The organism is Pseudomonas sp. JC1203, assembly GCF_056175065.1.
In genome coordinates this window covers 1-18,204 of the sequence record NZ_JBWCAM010000012.1, presented here as the reverse complement: position 1 = coordinate 18,204, position 18,204 = coordinate 1, and the positions used below count along the sequence as shown (strand labels likewise).

Genomic DNA, 18,204 nt, shown 5'->3' with positions numbered 1-18,204 from the left:
ATAGAGATCCTTGTCGGCACCTGCGACAGCTTGATGCAGGTTTTCCTGTGCAATTTCGCTTTTTTTTTACACCGTTAGTCATTTCGATGTGGCCGCGGTCCAATAACCTTGTAGGCCTTATCTTGAAACTGACGCCGCAAAACACCACTTGGGGTATAAGATACTGTCTATAAATACAGGCGTCGTTTTCCGCCTGTGATCGTTTTCGTCTGCAGGGCGCGTCCTGCCGATGACCAAGAGGTTCGCCATGTCCGACTTCCAGCTCGTCACCCGTTTCCAGCCTGCCGGCGACCAGCCCGAGGCCATTCGCCTGATGGTGGAGGGCATCGACGCCGGCCTTGCGCACCAGACCCTGCTGGGCGTGACGGGTTCGGGCAAGACCTTCAGCATTGCCAACGTGATCTCCCAGGTGCAGCGGCCCACCCTGGTGCTGGCGCCGAACAAGACCCTGGCGGCGCAGCTGTACGGTGAGTTCAAGGCGTTTTTCCCCAACAACGCCGTTGAATATTTCGTCTCCTACTACGACTACTACCAGCCGGAAGCCTACGTGCCGTCGTCCGACACCTTCATCGAGAAGGACTCGTCGATCAACGACCACATCGAGCAAATGCGCCTGTCGGCCACCAAGGCCCTGCTGGAGCGGCCGGACGCGATCATCGTCACCACGGTGTCGTGCATCTACGGCCTGGGCAGCCCCGAAACCTACCTGAAAATGGTGTTGCACGTGGACCGCGGCGACAAGCTCGACCAGCGCGCGCTGCTGCGCCGCCTGGCCGACCTGCAGTACACCCGCAATGAAATGGACTTTGCCCGCGCCACCTTCCGGGTGCGCGGCGACGTGATCGACGTGTACCCGGCGGAGTCGGACCTGGAAGCCATCCGCATCGAACTGTTCGACGACGAGGTAGAGAGCCTGTCGGCGTTCGACCCGCTCACCGGCGAAGTCATCCGCAAGCTGCCGCGCTTCACCTTCTACCCCAAGAGCCACTACGTGACGCCCCGCGAGACGTTGCTGGAGGCCATCGAAGGCATCAAGGAAGAGCTGAAAGAACGCCTGGATTATCTGCGCGATGCCAACAAGCTGGTGGAAGCCCAGCGCCTGGAGCAGCGCACCCGCTTCGACCTGGAAATGATGCTGGAGCTGGGCTACTGCAACGGCATCGAAAACTACTCGCGCTACCTGTCGGGCCGCCCGGCGGGGGCGCCGCCGCCCACCCTCTACGATTACCTGCCGCCCAACGCGCTGCTGGTGATCGACGAATCCCACGTCAGCGTCCCGCAGGTGGGCGCCATGTACAAGGGCGACCGTTCACGCAAGGAAACCCTGGTGGAGTACGGCTTCCGCCTGCCGTCGGCGCTGGACAACCGGCCCATGCGCTTTGACGAGTGGGAAGGGGTGAGCCCGCAGACCATCTTCGTCTCGGCCACGCCGGGCAAATACGAGGAAGAGCACGCCGGCCGGGTTATCGAGCAGGTGGTGCGGCCCACGGGCCTGGTGGACCCGCTGGTGGAAGTGCGGCCAGCGCTGACCCAGGTGGATGACCTGCTGTCGGAGATCCGCAAGCAGGTGGCCATCGAGGAGCGAGTGCTGGTGACCGTACTGACCAAGCGCATGGCCGAAGACCTCACCGATTACCTGGCCGACCACGACGTGAAGGTGCGCTACCTGCACTCGGACATCGACACCGTGGAACGGGTGGAGATCATTCGCGACCTGCGCCTGGGGACCTTCGACGTGCTGGTGGGCATCAACCTGCTGCGTGAGGGCCTGGACATGCCCGAAGTGTCGTTGGTGGCGATTCTCGATGCCGACAAGGAGGGCTTCCTGCGCTCTGACCGCTCGCTGATCCAGACCATCGGCCGTGCGGCGCGTAACCTCAACGGCCGGGCGATTCTGTACGCCGACCGCATGACCGGCTCCATGGAGCGCGCCATTGGCGAGACCGAGCGGCGCCGCGAGAAGCAGGTGGCGTTCAACCTGGCCAACGGCATCGTCCCGCAGGGGGTGTTCAAGGACGTCGCCGACATCATGGAAGGCGCCACCGTGCCCGGTTCGCGCAGCAAGAAGCGCAAGGGCATGGCCAAGGCCGCCGAGGAAAATGCCAAGTACGAAAACGAGTTGCGTTCGCCCAGCGAGATCAACAAGCGCATCCGCCAGTTGGAAGAGAAGATGTACCAGCTGGCCCGCGACCTGGAGTTCGAAGCGGCGGCGCAGATGCGCGACGAGATCGGCAAGTTGCGCGAGCGTTTGCTGAATGTCTGATCTTTAGTGGGAGCTGGCTTGCCAGCGAGTTTTTCGGGCCCCCACAACTCGCTGGCAAGCCAGCTCCCACAAGGGGCGCGTCATGAGGGTGGGGTGATATCGCGCTCCACCGGCGCCGGGTTGGGGTCGAACCCCTGGGGGTATTTACCCTTCAGGTTCCAGGCGAACGCGATGATTTCGGCAATGGTGCGGTACAGCGCCTCGGGGATGCTGTCGCCCAGCTCCAGGCGCGCCAGCAGCTTGACCAGCTCGGCGTTCTCGTAGATCGGCACTTCATGTTCCCGCGCAATGGCAAGAATGGCCTCGGCCAGTTCGTCGTCGCCCTTGGCCGTGAGGGTCGGCGCTTGTTGGCCGTCGTAGGTCAGGGCAATGGCCTGACGGGGGGCATTGGCGCTCATGCGGTTTCATCCACCCAGCGTTGTTCAAGTTGTGTGCGCGCACCCTGGGGCGGCGTGCCCTGGTGGCATTGCAGGTCGCTGACCTCAAGCCCCGACGCCAGCAGGCGCTGGCGCAGGTCGCCCAGTTGGCTGTCGATCAGGCGCGCGGTGGCGGGCCACTGTGCCCACAGCTGGCCGCTGAGGCTGCCGCGCAGCAGCTGCGCCTGAATTTGCAGCGGGCCCAGCGGGTCGAGGTCGAAGGCCAGGTCCACGCGCCACAGGCGGTCCTTGGTTTCGCGCGGCTCCTGGGGTTGCGCGGCCTGCTCCTGGGGTTCGTCCTCGCGCTGCACGCGTACCTGCAACGGCACGATGTCCTGCTGGTTGCGCATGGGGATTTCCAGTTGCCAGGTGGTCAGTACCTTGCCGTCATCACTCATGCCGCTCTGTTCCAGGCTCGACAGCTGATGGCTCTGCAGCCGCGACACGGCAGCCGAGGCCAGCCGCAGCAGGGTCTGCAGGTCATTTTCACCGTCGGAGTTGCCCAGCAGGCGCGAGGGCAGGGGAAAGCTGTTGGCGGCCGGTTTTTCACCGATCTGCCCCAGGGTGCCCAGGGCGCTGCGCACGTAGCCGGGCAGCGCGTTGGCCAGTGCCTTGGCGGCGTCGGCCGGGTTGAACGGGGCGTTGCCGGGCAGGTTGGGCAGGATCTGCGCCACCAGGCGCAGCAGGCTGCTTTTCAAATCGTCGGGCAGCGCGCCGTTTTGCGGGGTCAACAGCTGCGCCTCCAGGAACAGCCCGCTGGCGTTCAGCGCCTGCGCCACGCCGCGGGCGTCGGTCAGCTGGCGCACGTCCGGCAGGCTGGCCAGCAGGCGGTTGGCGCTGGCGCGCAGGTCATCGCCCACCTCGCTGCTGTCGCCCAGGTTCTGCAGCGCTGCCAGCAAGCCTTCCAGCGAGCCCTGGCGGCTTTGCTGGGTTTGCAGTTGTTGGTTGACCGCCAGCTGCTCCAGCCGCCCGCCCAGGGGCAGGAAGCTCAAGCTCTGGCTGCCCTGCACCTGGGCGCTGAGCAGGCTGCCCAGGCGCAGCGGCCCGGGGCTGTCGATTTCCAGGGTGCTGCCGGCCATGGCGGTGTTGAGCAGGGTCACCAGCGAGCGGTAATTGGCGGTCTGCGGCTGGAACTGGCTGCTCAGCACCTTGCCCTGCACCAGGGTGCCCACCGGCAGTTGGCCGGTGTCGAGTTGGGTCAGGGTGCTGACGCTGTTGGCCTTGGCCTGCTGCACCGTGACCGCCAGGTTGCCCGAAGCCAGCTGCGTGACCGTCACCTGGGTGCCCTGGGCCAACGGCTGCTGGCTGGTGGCTTGCACCGTGGCCTTGTCGCCGCTGGCAGTGACCAGCGACAGCACCACCTGGAACGGCTGGCCAGCGCCGCCCTTGCTCGACAGCACCTGGCCGCTGGCGCTGTCGCCCACGTCCATCAGGCCGTCCAGCGACGTCAGCAGCTTCAGCACGTCACCGCTGCTGACGCTGGCGCGCAGCGCGCTGGCCGACGGCAGTTGAGTGGGGAGGCTGGTGATATCAGTCATGTAGGCCTGGCCTGTGGAAATTGCCATGATGGCAGTGGGGGGCGATATGTATAATGCGGCACCAACTTTTTCAAAGCTTGTATACAGTGCACCTCGAGCGCTTGCAAAAAGTACGCCGATGCCAGTTTAACGGCAACGGCGGCGCGCACTTGAACGGCGCCTGTACCCTTCATCCGATTGATAAGGTCTTCGTTTGATTCCTCATCTCCAAGCCCAGGCCCTGGCGTGCGAGCGTGACTGGCGGATGCTGTTCGAGCATCTGGAGCTGGCTGTCAGCCCCGGCGACATGCTGCAGGTCAGTGGGCCCAACGGCAGCGGCAAGACCAGCCTGCTGCGCCTGCTTGCCGGTTTGATGCAACCTACTGCCGGCCAGGTGCTGCTGGGCGGCAAGCCATTGGCCGGGCAGGGTGCGGCGCTGGCGCGGATTCTGCTGTGGATCGGCCACGCCGCCGGCATCAAGGACGTGCTCAGCGCCGAGGAAAACCTGACCTGGCTGTGCGCCCTGCACGAGCCAGCGTCGCGCGAGGCCATCTGGGAAGCCCTGGCCGCGGTGGGCCTGCACGGTTTCGAAGACGTGCCGTGCCATACCTTGTCGGCCGGCCAGCAGCGCCGCGTGGCGTTGGCGCGGCTGTACCTGCCGGCGCCGCCGCTGTGGATTCTCGACGAACCCTTCACCGCCCTCGACAAGCACGGCGTGGCCCAGCTGGAAGCACACCTGGCCGCCCACTGTGAAAGCGGCGGCATGGTCATACTCACTACCCACCACAGCCTGGCGGTGATGCCGTCCGGCTACCGGGAACTGGACCTGGGGCGGTGGGCAGCATGAGCGGCGTGTTCCTGCAACTGCTCAAGCGCGAGGCGCGGCTGCTGGTCCGCCGGCCTGCCGAGCTGATCAATCCGCTGGTATTCTTTGCCATCGTCATCGCCCTGTTTCCCCTGGCGGTAGGGCCGGAGGCGCAACTGCTACGCACGCTGTCGCCGGGCCTGGTCTGGGTTGCGGCGCTGCTGGCAGTGCTACTGTCATTGGACGGCCTGTTTCGCAGCGACTTCGAAGACGGCTCCCTGGAGCAATGGGTGCTGTCGCCGCACCCGTTGCCGCTGCTGGTGCTGGCCAAGGTGTTGGCCCACTGGGTGTTTTCCGGGTTGTCGCTGGTGCTGTTGTCGCCGTTGCTGGCGCTGATGCTGGGCCTGCCGGTGGAATGCCTGCCGGTGCTGCTGGCGTCGCTGCTGCTGGGCACCCCGGTGCTCAGCCTGCTGGGCGCGGTGGGCGCCGCGCTGACGGTGGGGCTCAAGCGTGGCGGGCTGTTGCTGGCGCTGGTGATTCTGCCTTTATACATACCGGTACTGATTCTCGGCAGCGGCGCCCTGCAGGCGGCCCTGCAAGGCATGCCGACCGCCGGCTACCTGCTTTGGCTGGGTAGCCTGACAGCCCTCGCTGTCACCCTCACACCCTTTGCGATAGCCGCTGGCCTGAAGATCAGCGTCGGCGAATAATGATGCCAGCCCCCATGAGGGCCGGCAAAGATCCAGGATGCACCGTGATGAATAGCAGCGTGATCAGTTGGACTTGGTTTCACAAACTCGGCTCGCCCAAATGGTTCTACGGGATCAGTGGGCGCCTGCTGCCCTGGTTGAGCATCGCCGCGGCGTTGTTGCTGACCATCGGCGTGGTCTGGGGCCTGGCCTTCGCGCCGCCTGACTACCAGCAGGGCAACAGCTTCCGCATCATCTATATCCATGTGCCGGCGGCCATGCTGGCGCAGTCGTGCTACGTGATGATCGCCGTCGCAGGCCTTGTGGGGCTGGTGTGGAAGATGAAAATCGCCGATATCGCCCTGCAATGCGGCGCGCGCATCGGTGCCTGGATGACGGCCTTGGCGCTGCTCACCGGTTCCATCTGGGGCAAGCCCACCTGGGGCACGTTCTGGGTGTGGGACGCGCGCCTCACGTCCATGCTGATCCTGCTGTTCCTTTACGTGGGCCTGATTGTCCTGGGCCACGCCATCACCAACCGCGACAGCGCCGCCAAGGCCTGCGCGGTGCTGGCGCTGGTGGGCGTGGTCAATATCCCGATCATCAAGTACTCGGTGCAGTGGTGGAGCACCCTGCACCAGGGCACCACCTTCAGCCTCACCGAGAAACCGGCCATGCCGGCGCAAATGTGGCTGCCGCTGTTGTTCACTGCCCTGGGTTTCTACTGCTTCTTCGGCGCCGTGCTGTTGCTGCGCATGCGCCTGGAAGTGCTCAAGCGCGAGGCGCGCAGCAGTTGGGCCAAGGCCGAAGTGGCGCAGGCGCTGGAGGGTCGCGTATGAATTTCGCTTCATTCGGCGATTTTCTCGCCATGGGCCATCATGGTGCCTATGTGTGGTCGGCCTACGGCATCTGCCTGGTGGTGCTGGCCAACAACGTCGCCGCGCCGTTGCTGGCGCGCCGCCGCTATTTGCAGGAAGAGGCGCGCCGTCTGCGCCGGGAGAAAGGCAAGTGAATCCGCTGCGCAAGAAACGTCTGTTGATCATCGTCGGCCTGCTGGTGGGCCTGGGCGTGGCCGTGGGCCTGGCGCTGAGCGCGCTGCAACAGAACATCAACCTGTTCTACACCCCCACCCAGATCGCCAACGGCGAGGCTCCCCAGGACACCCGCATCCGCGCCGGTGGCATGGTCGAGAAGGGCTCGCTGGTGCGCTCTGCCGATTCACTGGACGTGCGCTTCGTGGTCACCGACTTCAACAAGAACGTCACCATCACCTACCGCGGCATCCTCCCGGACCTGTTCCGCGAAGGGCAGGGCATCGTCGCCCTGGGCAAGCTGGACGCCAATGGCGTGGTGGTAGCCGACCAGATCCTGGCCAAGCACGACGAGAAATACATGCCGCCTGAAGTCACCAAGGCGCTCAAGGACAGCGGCCAGTCCGCCTCTGGCGCCCCGGCGCAACCCGGCAAGGAAGGTTGAGACGATGATTCCCGAACTCGGCCACCTGGCCATGATTCTGGCCCTGTGCTTTGCCCTGGTGCAGGCCACCGTTCCCCTGTTCGGCGCCTGGCGCGGCGACCGCCAATGGATGGGCCTGGCCCAGCCGGCGGCCTGGGGGCAGTTCTTCTTCCTGGCGTTCGCCTTTGGCAGCCTGACCTACAGCTTCATGACCGACGATTTTTCCGTGGGCTATGTCGCCAATAACTCCAACAGCGCCTTGCCCTGGTATTACAAGTTCAGCGCCGTGTGGGGCGCCCATGAAGGCTCGCTGCTGCTGTGGGCGCTGATCCTGGGCGGCTGGACCTTCGCCGTGTCGGTGTTCTCGCGCCAGTTGCCGCAGGTGATGCTGGCGCGGGTGCTGGCGGTGATGGGCATGATCAGCACCGGTTTCCTGCTGTTCCTTATCCTTACCTCCAACCCGTTCGCGCGCATCCTGCCGCAAGTGCCGGCCAATGGCGCCGACCTCAACCCGCTGCTGCAGGACCCGGGCCTGATCATTCACCCGCCCATGCTGTACATGGGGTACGTGGGCTTCTCGGTGGCCTTTGCCTTCGCCATCGCCGCCTTGCTCGGTGGCCGCCTGGACGCCGCCTGGGCGCGCTGGTCGCGGCCGTGGACCATCGTTGCCTGGAGCTTCCTGGGCTTCGGTATCACCCTGGGCTCCTGGTGGGCCTACTACGAATTGGGCTGGGGTGGCTGGTGGTTCTGGGACCCGGTGGAAAACGCCTCGTTCATGCCGTGGCTGGTGGGCACCGCGCTGATTCACTCGCTGGCGGTCACCGAGAAACGTGGCGTGTTCAAGAGCTGGACCGTGCTGCTGGCCATCGCCGCGTTCTCGCTGAGCCTGCTGGGGACCTTCCTGGTGCGTTCCGGCGTGCTGACTTCGGTGCATGCGTTCGCCTCGGACCCGGCGCGCGGGGTGTTCATCCTGATCTTCCTGCTGTGCGTGGTCGGCGGCTCGCTGACCCTGTTCGCGGTGCGTGCGCCGGTGGTCAAGAGCCACGTGGGCTTTGGCCTGTGGTCGCGCGAGACGCTGCTGCTGGGCAATAACCTGGTGCTGGTGGTGGCAGCCTCGATGATTCTGCTGGGCACTCTGTACCCGCTGGTGCTCGACGCCATCAGCGGCGCCAAGCTGTCGGTGGGCCCGCCGTACTTCAACGCGCTGTTCGTGCCGCTGATGGCCATCCTGATGGTGGTGATGGCGGTGGGTGTGCTGGTGCGCTGGAAGGACACGCCGCTGCAGTGGCTGCGCGGCATGCTCACCCCGGTGCTGATTGGCGCGGCGGTGCTGGCGCCGATCGGCGGCCTGCTGGTGGACAACTTCGACTGGGCCATTCTCACCGTCTTCGCCCTGGCAGCCTGGGTGCTGCTGGCCGGCGTGCGCGACCTGTTCGACAAGACCCGCCACAAGGGCCTGGTGAACGGCGCCCGCAGCCTGACCCGCAGCTACTGGGGCATGCACGTGGCGCACCTGGGCATTGCCGTGTGCGCCCTGGGCGTGGTGCTGTCCAGCAGCCACAGCGCCCAGCGCGACCTGCGCATGGCGCCGGGTGACGCGGTGGACCTGGCCGGCTACCACTTCATTTTCGACGGCGCGCAGCATTACCGCGGGCCGAACTTCACCGCCGACCGCGGCACCCTGCGCGTCAGCAAGGACGGCAAGGACGTGACCGTGCTGCACCCGGAAAAACGCCTGTACACCGTGCAGCAATCGATGATGACCGAAGCCGGCATCGACGCAGGGTTCACCCGTGACCTGTACGTGGCCCTGGGTGAACCGCTGGAAAACGGTGCCTGGGCGGTGCGCGTGCACGTCAAGCCGTTCGTGCGGTGGATCTGGTTCGGCGGCCTGCTGACCGCCCTGGGTGGCGCGCTGGCGGCCACGGACCGGCGTTATCGGGTGAAAGTACGCGCCAAGGTGCGTGATGTATTGGGTCTGGATGGAGCGGCCGCATGAAGCGTTGGATGTTGTTGGTGCCCCTGGCACTGTTTCTGGTGGTGGCGGTGTTCCTTTACCGCGGCCTGTACCTGGACCCCTCGGAGCTACCGTCGGCCATGATCGGCAAGCCGTTCCCGGCGTTCGCGCTGCCATCTGTACAGGATGGCAAGCCGCTGACCGAGGCTGATCTGAAAGGCAAGCCGGCGCTGGTCAACGTGTGGGGCACCTGGTGCATTTCCTGCCGGGTCGAGCACCCGGTGCTGACCAAGCTGGCCCAGCAGGGCGTGGTGATCTACGGGGTCAACTACAAGGATGACAACGCCGCCGCGCTGAAATGGCTGCAGGACTTCCACAACCCCTACCAGATCAACATCAATGACGAGCAGGGCGGCCTGGGCCTGAACCTGGGCGTGTACGGCGCGCCGGAAACCTTCCTCATCGATGCCAAGGGCGTGATCCGCTACAAGCACGTGGGCGTGATCGACGACACGGTGTGGCGCGAACAGCTGGCCAGCGAGTACCAGGGCCTGGTCGACGAGGCCCGCCCATGAAGCGCTGGCTGGCAGCCGCAGGCCTGGTGCTGGGCCTGGCGGGCTTGGCCCAGGCGGCCATCGACACGTACCAGTTCGCCAACGACGCCGAGCGCGACCGTTACCGCGAGTTGACCCAGGAACTGCGCTGCCCGAAATGCCAGAATCAGGACATCGCCGACTCCAACGCGCCCATCGCCGCCGACCTGCGCCGGGAAATCTTCCGCATGCTGGGCGAGGGCAAGGACAACCAGCAGATCATCGACTTCATGGTCGACCGCTACGGCGAGTTCGTGCGCTACAAGCCAGCGCTCACCGCGCGCACCTGGCTGCTGTGGTTCGGCCCCGGTGCATTGCTGGTGGGTGGCGTGGGCGTGATCCTGCTGATCGTCCGTCGCCGCCGCGCCACCGGCACCGCTGCCGAACCCGAACTGTCCCCCGAAGAGCGCGCGCGCCTCGCCACCTTGTTGGATAAAGACCACCCATGATTGATTTCTGGCTTGCCGTGGGGCTGCTGTTGCTGGTTGCCCTGGGCTTTTTGCTGATCCCCGTGGTGCGCGGCCGTCGCGCCCAGCAGGAAGAAGACCGTACTGCCCTGAACGTGGCCCTGTACCAGGAGCGCATCGCCGAACTGGCGGCGCAACAGGCTGAAGGCGTGCTCACTGCCGAACAGCTCGATGCCGGCCGCGCCGAGGCTGCCCGCGAGTTGCTGGCCGATACCGAAGGTGCCGACGGCGCCCGCGTGTCGCGCCTGGGCCGGCCGTTGCCGCTGCTGGCGGCGGTGCTGGTACCGGCGCTGGGCCTGGGGCTGTACCTGCATTATGGTGCCAGCGACAAGGTGGAACTGACCCGCGAGTTCGCCACGCCACCCACGTCGATGGAGCAGATGACCCAGCGCCTCGAGCGGGCGGTGGCCGCGCAGCCGGACTCGGCCCAGGGCCTGTTCTTCCTCGGCCGTACCTACATGTCGCAGAACCGTCCCGCCGATGCCGCGCGCCTGTTCCAGCGCACCCTGGCGGTGGCCGGGCGTGAGCCGGAAGTGCTGGGCCAGCTGGCCCAGGCGGAATATTTCGCCAGCAACAAGCAGTGGTCGCCGGAGATCCAGGCGCTGACGGACGAAGCCCTGAAGGCCGACCCCAAGGAAGTCACCAGCCTGGGCCTGCGCGGCATCGCCGCTTTCGAAGGCCAGCGTTACCAGGAAGCGGTGGACTACTGGCAGCGCCTGCTGGTGCTGCTGCCGGCGGACGATCCGTCCCGCGCTGCCCTGCAAGGTGGCATCCAGCGTGCTGCCGGCAAGATCACCGCCGGTGGTGGCAGCGTGGCCGCAGCGCCGGCGGAGAAGGGCGCGGCGCTGCTCAAGGTGCACGTCGACCTGGGCGCCGAGCTGAAGGCCAAGGTGCAGCCTGGTGACAGTGTGTTCATCTTCGCCCGCGCTGCCTCCGGGCCGCCGATGCCGCTGGCGGTCAAGCGCCTGACCGTCGCCGACCTGCCTGCCAGTGTCGAGCTCAGCGATGGCGATGCAATGATGCCGCAGCTGAAACTGTCGAACTTTCCCGAGGTCCAACTTGTCGCGCGCATCTCCCGTGCCGGCCAGCCGACCAAGGGTGAGTGGGTAGGCCGCAGCCAGCCGCTGGCCAGCAGCACCACCGCGCCGCAAAACCTGACCATCGACAGCCCGGATCTCTGATCATGCACGCCATTGCCCGTGTCTCCCTGTTAACCCTGGTAGCCGGCCTGAGCGCCTGCGCGGTACACCACCCGCAGCCGCAGCCCAACGCCCCGACCATTCCGTCGCTGCCGCAGACCCGGCCTGCACCGCAACCTGGGCGGCCGTTGCCGGTCACCCCGGGTACCCCGGCCAGCAAGCCTGCGCCGCGCACCTCGGCCAGCTTCGCGCCGCCACCGGGCGGGGCCAGCCACTGGGAGCCGAAGCTGGGCGTGTATGTACTGGAAGGGCAGGCTGACACCTACTACCGCCAGCGCACCTACTACCGCTGGAACGGCGGCTGGACCTGGGCTACCAGCCTGGATGGCCCATGGCAGGCCACCGACACCGGCGGCGTACCGCCGGGCCTGGGCCGCCTGCACGGGCAGTAACACCCCCCCAGCCTCCGCGTTGGCCCCGGACGCCGCCTGGCGACAGCTCCCACAAGACAGTTGCTGCTACGGGGCACGCACCTTCCCGTAGCAGCGGCCAAAGGCCGCGTCCCCAGGCGCCGCGTTGTTCCAGCTAGAAAAGCCTTGGTTTTGTAGGAGGTTTTACCCTGGCGCGTAGGGTATTCCTGAAAATCATCCCCCCCTCGCATTAGCGCTTTCTCTCCCCCGCCACCCTTGGCACTCTGCCCCCTGGCCTTTATCTGCCGGTCAGCACCCGCCTTTTTTTCATACCTTGGGAAATGTCCTACGGATTGACCCTGCGGGTTCGGAAAACAATAAGATTTTCAGGGAGATCACCATGCGTAATCATGCAGTCGCGGTACCCCCAAGCCTGGCACCGGCGCGTGCCGGCTACACCTTGGCGGGGCTTTTGCCGTTCCTGGCCTGCGTGCCCGCCGAGGCCGTGGAGTTCAGCTTTCTCGAGGATGAAGTGCGCGGTTCGCTGGACACCACCTTGTCCTACGGCCAGTTGTGGCGAGTGCAGGGGCGGGACAAGCGCAACGACGACATCAATGCCAACGACGGCAACCGCAACTTCGACCCGGGGCTGGTTTCCTCGGTCTACAAGTTCACCAGTGAACTGGAAACTTCCTATAAAAACTACGGGTTGTTCCTGCGCGCCACCGGCTTCTATGACAGCCGCATCATGGACGGCCACACCGACTACAACCACAACAACAGCCCGGTGCAGCCCAGCCAGAATTTCCCTGATGACCGCCTCTTCAGCCGCGCTACCCGCGACCACGCCGGCAGCAACGTGGAAATCCTCGACGCCTACGTGCGCGGCGACTGGGAGCTGGCCGGCAAGCCGGTGTCCGGGCGCCTGGGGCGCCAGGTGTTCAACTGGGGCGAGGGCATTTTCTACCGTGGCGGGGTGAACACCACCAACCCCATCGACGCGGCCAAGTTCCGCCTGCCCGGCTCGGAGCTCAAGGAAGTGCTGATGCCGGTGGAGGCCCTCAATTTCAGCGTCGGCCTTACTGACAACCTGTCCGTGGAAACTTTCTACCAGTTCAACTGGAAGGAGACCGCCATCGACCCTGTGGGCACCTACTTCGCCGAGACCGACCTGTTTGCCAAGGGCGGCCACACCGCCTACGCCGAAGTGCCGGCGTTGCGCGCGGTCACCGGCCTGTATCAAGGGCTTAGCGCGCTGGGCGTTGGCGGCCTGCAGGGCGGCGGGGGCATCGACCGCTACGGCAACCTCAAGGCGGCCAGCATCGGCCCCGACATCAACGCCCGCAACGACGGCCAGTTCGGCGTGGCGTTCCGCTACACCGCCGAGCAGTTGAACAACACCGAGTTCGGCTTCTACTTCGTCAACTATCACAGCAAGGAGCCGACCATCCATGCTGACCTTGGGGCGTACAAGGGGCTGGACCTGACCCAGATAAAGGCGGCTGCCACTCCGGCGATACGGCAGCAGATGGCCGCCCAGATGGGGATAGCGCCGGAACGGCTGCAGGCCATGATCAATGCTGACCCCACGGGCCAGGTGGCGTCCCAGCTCAACGCTGCAGTGGCCCAGGCCGCCAACGGCGTCGCCACCCTCGACGTCGCCAACCAGGTGCGCGGCCGCCGCGAATTCGCCGAGGACATCCGCATGTTCGGGGCAAGCTTCAACACCCGTTTGGGCGAGGCTGCACTGTTCGGCGAGCTGACCTACCGGCCAAACATGCCCATCGGCATGGCCTCCACCAGCGACCTGGTCGGCGACCTGCTGGCCCAGGCCGGGCCGCTGGCCGACGGCAAGACGGTGAACATCGGCGGCAAGCACGTGCGCCTGGGCGACGAGGTGCAGAGCAGCGAGCGGGTGCAGATGTTCAACGCCTCCATCGGCACGCTCTACAGCTTCGGCCCGCGGTGGGGCTTCGACGGCATCAACGCCGTGGCCGAAGTGGCCTCCGAACACCTGCGCGGCAGCAGCCTGCAGTACACCGCCTTCGACGGCAGCCGCCGCTACTACGCCAGCCGCGCCAACGCCGGCTACAGCGTGGGCTTTGGCCGCGACGCGCAGGTTACCCCGAACGCCTACGGCGCGACGCTGATGGTGATCGGCACCTGGAACAACCTGGTGGGCGGCGTCAACGTCTCGCCGTTCCTCACCTACAAGGACGACTTCAGCGGCAACTCGCACCTCACCGGTAACTTCATCGAGGGGCGCAAGGCTTATTCGGCGGGGCTTCGGGCCAACTACCAGAACAGCCTGGAAGCCGAGCTGCAGTACACCGAGTTCTACGGCGGCGGGCAGAAAAACGCCGTGCGCGATCGCGACAACGTCGGTTTCAACGTCAAGTATTCGTTCTAAGGGAGAACCACCATGCTCACATTTTCGAGATGGCCAGGCGTGGCCGTGCTGCTCGCCTGTTTCGCCACCCCGGTGCTGGCGGCCGACCCACAGGGCGGCGTGCAACTGGGCGCGACCCTGACCCCGCTGGGCGCGCAGAAGGCCGGCAACGCCGCCGGCACCATTCCGGCCTGGACCGGCGGCCTGGTGACCCCGCCCGCTGGCTACCCCGGCTCCGGCCACCCGCACATCGACCCGTTTCCTGCCGACAAGCCGATGTTCACCATCACCAGCGCCAACCTCGCGCAATACCGCGAGCACCTGAGCCCCGGCCAGCTGGCGCTGTTCAAGACCTACCCCGACACCTTCCGCATGCCGGTGTACCTGAGCCGGCGTACCGGCGCTGCGCCGCAGTGGCTGTATGACAACACCCGGCACAACGCCGCCAACGCCGTGCTGGCGCCGGACGGCAATGGCTTCACCGGCGCCCAGGGCGGTATCCCGTTCCCCATTCCTGCCAGCGGCGTGGAGGCGCTGTGGAACCACATTGCCCGCTACCGTGGCATCTATGTGGAGCGCCGCGCCGCCGAGGTGGCGGTGCAGCGCAACGGCAGCTACGTGCCGATCATCGCCGAGCAGCAGGGGCTGTTTCGTTTCTACGACCCGCAGCCGCCCAGCGACACTGGCGACAACGTGCTGTTCTACTACCTGAACCAGATCCGCAGCCCGGCGCGCCTGGCCGGCGGCGTGGTGCTGGTGCACGAGACCCTGGACCAGGTGCGCGAACCGCGCCAGGCCTGGATCTACAACCCCGGCCAGCGCCGTGTGCGGCGTGCGCCCAGCCTGGCCTACGACACGCCCATCAGCAGCGCCGACGGCCTGCGCACCGCCGACGACACCGACCTGTTCAACGGCTCGCCCGACCGCTACGACTGGCGCCTGGTGGGCAAGCAGGAGCTGTATATTCCCTACAACAACTACCGCCTGGGTCAGCGTTCGGTGAAATACGCCGACCTGATCAAGCCCGGCCACCTCAACCCGGAGTTCGCCCGCTACGAGCTGCACCGCGTGTGGGTGGTGGAGGGCACGCTCAAGCCCGGCGCGCGGCACCTGTACGCCAAGCGCCGGCTGTACCTGGACGAAGACAGCTGGCAGGCTGCGGTGGTGGACCAATACGACGGTCGCGGTGAGCTGTGGCGGGTGTCCATGGCCTACCTGAAGAACTTCTACGAGCTGCCCACCACCTGGTCGGCCCTGGACGTGTTCCATGACCTGCAAGCCCGGCGCTACCACGTGCAGCACCTGGACAACGAAGAGGCCAGCACCGTCGACTTCAGCCGGCCGATACCTTCGGCGGCGGATTTCAGCCCGGCGGCGCTGCGGCGCATGGGCACCCGCTGAAGGCGTAGCCGATAACGGCGGATGATGGGCTGACATTCAGCCTTGCCCGCAGCAACCGGCTGGCGGCGCCTGGCGGTTTGTCGCGCAAGGCTCTGGCCTGCAGCTGCGCAGCCTTCTGCTAGGGTTGGGGAAGCGCTGCGCGGGCCACCGGCGCAGGAAAGTTGATACCGCGCGCGTTGTCAGCCCGTTTCATGGCTGGCTAGGATAGACCAGCTTTCGCGGGGCTCTGGCATGCTGGTTCCAGCCAACCCCAACCCAGGCGGGTCCAATAACAATAATGGGAGTGCGCTATGAGCGAGCCGGTCAGGCGTGGCGGCAAGCACGCCACAGGGAAGGGCGCGTGGCGCCCATGGGTGGCATTGTCGATGGCCGTGGGGTTGCTGGCAGGTGGCATGACGGGCACGGCGGTGGCGGCCGAACCCGCCGCAGACGCGCAGGTGTGGTCGGTGGACTCGGCCAAGGCAGTGCGCGGCCTGGTGCTGGACGTGGTCAGCGCCGGCAAGCGCCTGGTGGCCGTGGGCGACCGTGGGCACATTCTGTTCTCCGATGACCAGGGCCGGACCTGGGCCCAGGCCAAGGTCCCCAGCCGCCAGCTGCTGACCGCGGTGTTTTTCGTCGACGACCAGCACGGCTGGGCCGTGGGCCATGACGCGCAGATCCTCGCCACGGCCGACGGCGGCGCCACCTGGAGCAAGCAATTCGAAGACCTCAAGCGCCAGGCGCCGTTGCTGGACCTGTGGTTCAAGGACACCAGCACCGGCTTTGCCATCGGCGCCTACGGCGCGCTGCTCACCACCACCGACGGTGGCCAGCACTGGCAGGATGTCAGCGAACGCATCGACAACCCCGACCAGTTCCACTTCAACGCCATTGCCGCGGTGAAGGATGGTGGCCTGTTTATCGTCGGTGAACAGGGCAGCCTGTTCCGTTCGCGCGACGGCGGGCAAAGCTGGGAAAAGGTCCAGGGGCCCTACGAGGGCTCACTGTTCGGCCTGCTGCCGACGGGCGAGCCGCAGACCCTGCTGATCTATGGCTTGCGGGGCAACCTGTTCCGCTCCACCGATTTCGGCGACACCTGGGCCAACGTGCCGCTGCAAGGCCCGCGCGGCCCGCTGGAGTTTGCCCTGTCCGGTGCCACGCGCCTGGGCGACGGCACCCTGGTGCTGGTGGGCGAGGGCGGCACGGTGCTGCGCAGCAAGGATGACGGCAAAACCTTCAGCCTGTTCAACCGCCCCGATCGCCTGTCGCTGTCGGCCGTCACGGCCGGTGCCAACGGTACGCTGGTGGTGGCGGGGCAGGGCGGCGTGCGGGTGACCGCGGCCAACGGCGCCGACCTCGGCCAGCAACAGGCCAGCCTTCAGAAGGTGGGCCAACCATGACCGTCCGGGAGCAGATTTCCATGAGCAGCCACCACCAGGACAAGGCCACGTTCCTTGAACGCCTGATCTTCAACAACCGCCCCGCCGTGATCATCCTCTGCCTGCTGGCCAGCATTTTCCTGTTCTGGCAAGCCACGCAGATCCGCCCCTCCACCAGCTTCGAGAAGATGATTCCGCTCAAGCACCCGTTCATCCAGCGCATGATCGAGCACCGCAACGACCTCGCCAACCTCGGCAACACCGTGCGCATCTCGGTGGAAGCGGTGAACGGTGACATCTTCAACAAGGACTACATGGAGACCCTGCGGCAGATCAACGACGAGGCCTTTTACATTCCCGGCGTCGACCGCTCGGGCATGAAGTCGCTGTGGAGCCCCAGCGTGCGCTGGACCGAGGTCACCGAGGAAGGTTTTGCCGGCGGCGAGGTGATCCCGCAGAGCTACAACGGCTCGGCCGACAGCCTTGAATTGCTGCGCAGCAACATCCTCAAGTCCGGCCAGGTGGGGCGGCTGGTGGCCAACGACTTCAAGTCGAGCATCGTCGAGATCCCGCTGCTGGAGTCCTACCCCGACCCCAACGACCAGGGCAAGCTGCTGAGCCTGGACTACCAGAAGTTTTCCCACAGCCTTGAGGAAAAGATCCGCGACAAGTTCCAGGCGCAGAACCCCAACGTCAAGGTGCACATCGTCGGCTTCGCCAAGAAGGTCGGTGACCTTATCGACGGCCTGATCATGGTGGTGATGTTCTTCGGCGTTGCCTTTGTCATCACCCTGGTGTTGCTGTATTTCTTCACCAACTGCCTGCGCAGCACCATCGCCGTGCTCAGCACCACGCTGGTGGCGGTGGTCTGGCAGCTGGGGCTGATGCACGCCTTCGGTTTCGGCCTGGACCCGTATTCCATGCTGGTGCCGTTCCTGATCTTCGCCATCGGCATCTCCCATGGCGTGCAGAAAATCAACGGTATCGCCCTGCAGTCCAGCGACGCCGACAACGCCCTGACCGCGGCGCGGCGCACCTTCCGCCAGCTATTCCTGCCGGGCATGATCGCCATCCTGGCCGATGCCGTGGGCTTCATCACCCTGCTGATCATCGACATTGGCGTGATCCGCGAGCTGGCCATCGGCGCCTCGATCGGCGTGGCGGTGATCGTCTTCACCAACCTGATCCTGCTGCCGGTGGCGATTTCCTACGTGGGCATCAGCAAGCGCGCCATCGAGCGCAGCAAGAAGGACGCGGTGCGCGAGCACCCGTTCTGGCGCGCGCTGTCGAACTTTGCCAGCCCGAAAGTGGCGCCGATTTCCGTGGCGCTGGCGCTGGTCGCCCT

At 65.9% G+C, this 18,204-nt stretch carries 17 protein-coding genes; 15 read left to right on the top strand and 2 right to left on the bottom strand.

All coding sequences use genetic code 11. The features are described from left to right. Positions 1-247: 247 nt before the first annotated feature. Positions 248-2,263 carry an excinuclease ABC subunit UvrB gene (gene uvrB / locus AC0SZ7_RS18280; RefSeq protein WP_475505702.1) on the top strand — a complete coding sequence of 672 codons (2,016 nt, stop codon included), beginning with the start codon at positions 248-250 and terminating at the stop codon, positions 2,261-2,263. Between the two features lie 80 nt (positions 2,264-2,343). Here uvrB and AC0SZ7_RS18275 read toward each other — a convergent pair whose 3' ends face one another. Further along, positions 2,344-2,661 carry an EscU/YscU/HrcU family type III secretion system export apparatus switch protein gene (locus AC0SZ7_RS18275; RefSeq protein ID WP_475505701.1) on the bottom strand — a complete coding sequence of 106 codons (318 nt, stop codon included), beginning with the start codon at positions 2,659-2,661 and terminating at the stop codon, positions 2,344-2,346. Further along, positions 2,658-4,217 (bottom strand): flagellar hook-length control protein FliK, encoded by a 1,560-nt coding sequence (gene fliK / locus AC0SZ7_RS18270; protein WP_475505700.1) that lies wholly within the window; start codon positions 4,215-4,217, stop codon positions 2,658-2,660. The genes AC0SZ7_RS18275 and fliK overlap by 4 nt, the downstream gene beginning before the upstream one ends. 193 nt (positions 4,218-4,410) lie before the next feature. On the opposite strand from fliK, the gene ccmA reads away from it, so the two are divergent. From ccmA to AC0SZ7_RS18200, 14 genes are all read left to right on the top strand, one after another. Next, positions 4,411-5,043 carry a cytochrome c biogenesis heme-transporting ATPase CcmA gene (gene ccmA / locus AC0SZ7_RS18265; RefSeq protein ID WP_475505699.1) on the top strand — a complete coding sequence of 211 codons (633 nt, stop codon included), beginning with the start codon at positions 4,411-4,413 and terminating at the stop codon, positions 5,041-5,043. Continuing rightward, positions 5,040-5,711 (top strand): heme exporter protein CcmB, encoded by a 672-nt coding sequence (gene ccmB, locus AC0SZ7_RS18260; RefSeq protein ID WP_475505698.1) that lies wholly within the window; start codon positions 5,040-5,042, stop codon positions 5,709-5,711. The genes ccmA and ccmB overlap by 4 nt, the downstream gene beginning before the upstream one ends. 59 nt (positions 5,712-5,770) lie before the next feature. Further along, positions 5,771-6,529: a heme ABC transporter permease gene (locus AC0SZ7_RS18255; protein ID WP_475505697.1), complete on the top strand. Its 759-nt coding sequence runs from the start codon at positions 5,771-5,773 to the stop codon at positions 6,527-6,529. Continuing rightward, positions 6,526-6,702 (top strand): heme exporter protein CcmD, encoded by a 177-nt coding sequence (gene ccmD / locus AC0SZ7_RS18250; protein ID WP_416423170.1) that lies wholly within the window; start codon positions 6,526-6,528, stop codon positions 6,700-6,702. Before AC0SZ7_RS18255 ends, ccmD begins: the two co-directional genes overlap by 4 nt. Continuing rightward, positions 6,699-7,166 carry a cytochrome c maturation protein CcmE gene (gene ccmE / locus AC0SZ7_RS18245; protein WP_475505696.1) on the top strand — a complete coding sequence of 156 codons (468 nt, stop codon included), beginning with the start codon at positions 6,699-6,701 and terminating at the stop codon, positions 7,164-7,166. The genes ccmD and ccmE overlap by 4 nt, the downstream gene beginning before the upstream one ends. Before the next feature lie 4 nt (positions 7,167-7,170). Beyond that, positions 7,171-9,144 (top strand): heme lyase CcmF/NrfE family subunit, encoded by a 1,974-nt coding sequence (locus AC0SZ7_RS18240; RefSeq protein WP_475505695.1) that lies wholly within the window; start codon positions 7,171-7,173, stop codon positions 9,142-9,144. Beyond that, the gene (locus AC0SZ7_RS18235; protein WP_475505694.1) at positions 9,141-9,677 is read left to right on the top strand and encodes a DsbE family thiol:disulfide interchange protein; all 537 of its coding nucleotides are present in this window, start codon (positions 9,141-9,143) and stop codon (positions 9,675-9,677) included. The genes AC0SZ7_RS18240 and AC0SZ7_RS18235 overlap by 4 nt, the downstream gene beginning before the upstream one ends. Then, a complete protein-coding gene (locus AC0SZ7_RS18230; RefSeq protein ID WP_475505693.1) occupies positions 9,674-10,144 on the top strand; it encodes a cytochrome c-type biogenesis protein in 471 nt (156 codons plus the stop codon). Before AC0SZ7_RS18235 ends, AC0SZ7_RS18230 begins: the two co-directional genes overlap by 4 nt. Then, the gene (gene ccmI / locus AC0SZ7_RS18225; protein ID WP_475505692.1) at positions 10,141-11,343 is read left to right on the top strand and encodes a c-type cytochrome biogenesis protein CcmI; all 1,203 of its coding nucleotides are present in this window, start codon (positions 10,141-10,143) and stop codon (positions 11,341-11,343) included. Before AC0SZ7_RS18230 ends, ccmI begins: the two co-directional genes overlap by 4 nt. Positions 11,344-11,345: 2 nt before the next feature. Then, the gene (locus AC0SZ7_RS18220; protein ID WP_475505691.1) at positions 11,346-11,753 is read left to right on the top strand and encodes a hypothetical protein; all 408 of its coding nucleotides are present in this window, start codon (positions 11,346-11,348) and stop codon (positions 11,751-11,753) included. A 358-nt stretch (positions 11,754-12,111) separates the two neighbouring features. Further along, positions 12,112-14,121, top strand: coding sequence for a DUF1302 domain-containing protein (locus AC0SZ7_RS18215; RefSeq protein ID WP_475505690.1), 2,010 nt, complete (start codon positions 12,112-12,114; stop codon positions 14,119-14,121). A 12-nt stretch (positions 14,122-14,133) separates the two neighbouring features. Next, positions 14,134-15,501 (top strand): DUF1329 domain-containing protein, encoded by a 1,368-nt coding sequence (locus tag AC0SZ7_RS18210; RefSeq protein ID WP_475505689.1) that lies wholly within the window; start codon positions 14,134-14,136, stop codon positions 15,499-15,501. A 392-nt stretch (positions 15,502-15,893) separates the two neighbouring features. After that, positions 15,894-16,880, top strand: a complete 987-nt coding sequence (locus AC0SZ7_RS18205; RefSeq protein ID WP_475505872.1) for a WD40/YVTN/BNR-like repeat-containing protein — start codon at positions 15,894-15,896, stop codon at positions 16,878-16,880. A gap of 20 nt (positions 16,881-16,900) precedes the next feature. Further along, a partial coding sequence (locus tag AC0SZ7_RS18200; protein WP_475505871.1) for an efflux RND transporter permease subunit occupies positions 16,901-18,204 on the top strand: 1,304 nt, incomplete at its 3' end.

Bases quoted from the DNA above. Each gene is read 5' to 3' on its own strand.
- uvrB (WP_475505702.1), top strand. From the start codon at position 248: ATGTCCGACTTCCAGCTCGTCACCCGTTTCCAGCCTGCCGGCGACCAG.
- AC0SZ7_RS18275 (WP_475505701.1), bottom strand. From the start codon at position 2,661: ATGAGCGCCAATGCCCCCCGTCAGGCCATTGCCCTGACCTACGACGGC.
- fliK (WP_475505700.1), bottom strand. From the start codon at position 4,217: ATGACTGATATCACCAGCCTCCCCACTCAACTGCCGTCGGCCAGCGCG.
- ccmB (WP_475505698.1), top strand. From the start codon at position 5,040: ATGAGCGGCGTGTTCCTGCAACTGCTCAAGCGCGAGGCGCGGCTGCTG.
- ccmD (WP_416423170.1), top strand. From the start codon at position 6,526: ATGAATTTCGCTTCATTCGGCGATTTTCTCGCCATGGGCCATCATGGT.
- AC0SZ7_RS18240 (WP_475505695.1), top strand. From the start codon at position 7,171: ATGATTCCCGAACTCGGCCACCTGGCCATGATTCTGGCCCTGTGCTTT.
- AC0SZ7_RS18235 (WP_475505694.1), top strand. From the start codon at position 9,141: ATGAAGCGTTGGATGTTGTTGGTGCCCCTGGCACTGTTTCTGGTGGTG.
- AC0SZ7_RS18230 (WP_475505693.1), top strand. From the start codon at position 9,674: ATGAAGCGCTGGCTGGCAGCCGCAGGCCTGGTGCTGGGCCTGGCGGGC.
- ccmI (WP_475505692.1), top strand. From the start codon at position 10,141: ATGATTGATTTCTGGCTTGCCGTGGGGCTGCTGTTGCTGGTTGCCCTG.
- AC0SZ7_RS18220 (WP_475505691.1), top strand. From the start codon at position 11,346: ATGCACGCCATTGCCCGTGTCTCCCTGTTAACCCTGGTAGCCGGCCTG.
- AC0SZ7_RS18215 (WP_475505690.1), top strand. From the start codon at position 12,112: ATGCGTAATCATGCAGTCGCGGTACCCCCAAGCCTGGCACCGGCGCGT.
- AC0SZ7_RS18210 (WP_475505689.1), top strand. From the start codon at position 14,134: ATGCTCACATTTTCGAGATGGCCAGGCGTGGCCGTGCTGCTCGCCTGT.
- AC0SZ7_RS18205 (WP_475505872.1), top strand. From the start codon at position 15,894: ATGACGGGCACGGCGGTGGCGGCCGAACCCGCCGCAGACGCGCAGGTG.